This window comes from Stenotrophomonas capsici, assembly GCF_034961085.1.
GTDB classification, from domain to species: Bacteria; Pseudomonadota; Gammaproteobacteria; order Xanthomonadales; family Xanthomonadaceae; genus Stenotrophomonas; species Stenotrophomonas capsici.
In genome coordinates this window covers 4,721-7,184 of the sequence record NZ_JAYFUH010000033.1, presented here as the reverse complement: position 1 = coordinate 7,184, position 2,464 = coordinate 4,721, and the positions used below count along the sequence as shown (strand labels likewise).

General features: G+C 68.0%; 1 protein-coding gene and 1 pseudogene. Both read left to right on the top strand.

Going from position 1 to position 2,464, the window contains the following annotated elements; translation table 11 throughout:
* The coding region (locus tag VA603_RS00535) for a S9 family peptidase (protein WP_323437620.1) at positions 1-1,966 on the top strand (1,966 nt) is incomplete at its 5' end.
* Between the two features lie 218 nt (positions 1,967-2,184).
* Positions 2,185-2,464: pseudogene (locus VA603_RS00530) on the top strand (DUF885 domain-containing protein); the annotation flags it as partial.

Here is a 2,464-nt window from a genome sequence, read left to right as displayed (position 1 = left end):
CGAGGAAACCCTCAGTGATGCCGAGAAGGCGCGCCGCGAGCGCCAGCGCATCGCCGCGCTGAGCGGCATCGTCGACTACCAGTGGTCGCCGGACGCGAAGAGCCTGCTGTTCCCGCTGGGCGGCGAGCTGTACCTGTACGACCTGGGCAAGCAGGGCCGCGAGGCGGTGCGCCAGCTCACCCATGGCGAAGGCTTCACCACCGACGCCAAGCTCTCGCCCAAGGGCGGCTTCGTCAGCTTCGTGCGCGAGCGCAACCTGTGGGTGATCGACCTGGCCAGCGGCAAGCAGATGCAGTTGACGCGCGATGGCAGCGCCGTCATCGGCAACGGCGTGGCCGAGTTCGTCGCCGACGAGGAAATGGACCGCCACACCGGCTACTGGTGGGCACCGGATGATTCGGCCATCGCCTTTGCCCGCATCGACGAATCGCCGGTACCGGTGCAGAAGCGTTACGAGATGTACGCCGACCGCGTGGAGATGATCGAGCAGCGTTACCCGGCTGCCGGCGACAGGAACGTGCTGGTGAAGCTGGGCGTGGTCGCACCGCGTGACGGCGCGGCAGCGGCCTGGGTCGACCTGGGCAAGGAACAGGACATCTACCTGGCGCGCGTCAACTGGCGTGATCCGCAGCACCTCACCTTCCAGCGCCAGAGCCGTGACCAGAAGACGCTGGAACTGATCGAGGCCAACCTGGCCGATGGCAGGCAGCGCACGCTGGCCACCGAGACCAGCAGGACCTGGGTGCCGCTGACCAACAGCCTGCGCTTCCTCAAGGATGGTCGCTTCCTGTGGTCGTCCGAGCGCAGCGGCTTCCAGCACCTGTACCTGGCCAGCGCCGACGGCAAGCAGCTGACCGCGCTGACCTCGGGCAACTGGCCGGTGGACGAGCTGCTGGCCGTGGACGAGGACGCCGGCAAGGCCTACTTCCGCGCCGGCGTCGAATCGTCGCTGCGCAGCGAGATCTACGCCGTGCCGCTGGCCGGCGGCACGCCGGTCAAGCTCTCGCACGCGCCGGGCATGCACAGCGCCGCGTTCGCCAACAATGCCAGCGTGTACGTGGACAGCTGGTCCAACAGCACCACGCCGCCGCAGATCGAGCTGTACCGGGCCAATGGCGAAAAGATCGCCACGCTGCTGGACAATGACCTGGCCGACCCCAAGCACCCCTACGCCCGGTACGTGGAAGCGCAGCGCCCGGTCGAGTACGGCACGCTGACCGCCGCCGACGGCAAGACCCCGCTGCACTACAGCCTGATCAAACCGGAAGGCTTCGACCCGTCCAAGCGATACCCGGTGGCGGTGTACGTGTACGGCGGCCCCGCCTCGCAGACCGTGACCGACAGCTGGCCGGGCCGTGGCGACCACCTGTTCAACCAGTACCTGGCCCAGCACGGCTACGTGGTGTTCTCGCTGGACAACCGCGGCACGCCGCGCCGTGGCCGTGATTTCGGCGGTGCGCTGTACGGCGTGCAGGGCACGGTGGAGGTGGCCGACCAGCTCAAGGGCGTGGAGTGGCTGAAGGCGCAACCGTGGGTGGACGGCAGCCGGATCGGCGTGCAGGGCTGGTCCAACGGTGGCTACATGACCCTGATGCTGCTGGCCAAGGCGTCGGACCAGTACGCCTGCGGCGTGGCCGGTGCGCCGGTCACCGACTGGGGCCTGTATGACACGCACTACACCGAGCGTTACATGAACCTGCCGGCCGCCAACCCGGCCGGCTACACCGAGGGCCGCGTGCTCACCCACATCGACGGGTTGACCTCGCCGCTGCTGCTGATCCACGGCATGGCCGACGACAACGTGCTGTTCACCAATTCGACCAGCCTGATGAGCGCGCTGCAGAAGCGTGGCCAGCCGTTCGAACTGATGACCTACCCGGGTGCCAAGCATGGCCTGTCCGGTGCCAACGCACTGCACCGCTACCGCATCGCCGAGAACTTCCTGGGGCGTTGCCTGAAGCCCTGACCCCTCCCCAACCCTCCCCTTGTGACGCAAAGGGAGGGAGCAGTTCTGCTTGATCGGGAAGAGTGCGGTGACGCCGGCTTTTACCCCCTCCCTTTGCGCCAGCAAGGGGAGGGCGGGGGAGGGGTAGCGCTCCAACGCCCTGCCGCCCCTGACTTCCCACCCTTGCCGCAAAACTCCGGCCTGACGTAGCTTCCCGGCATCCACACCGGAGTTACCCCATGAAGCCGCTGGTCCTTGCTCTCGCCCTTGCCCTGGCTGCCCCTCTGCCGCTCAGCGTCGCCGCCGCACCTGCGGCCAAGTCCGCCCCCGCTTGGGTCACCCACAGCAACGAATTGGCGCAGATCCTGCTGCAGGCGCAGGCGCCGTTCCAGCCGGAGATGGCCAGCTTCTTCGGCGTGCCGGGTTACGACGACAAGGCGGTGGACCTGGGGCCGGACAATGCCGCGCGCTACCGCCAGGCACTGGGCAGTGCACGCGAGCGGCTGCGCGAGAAGCTCC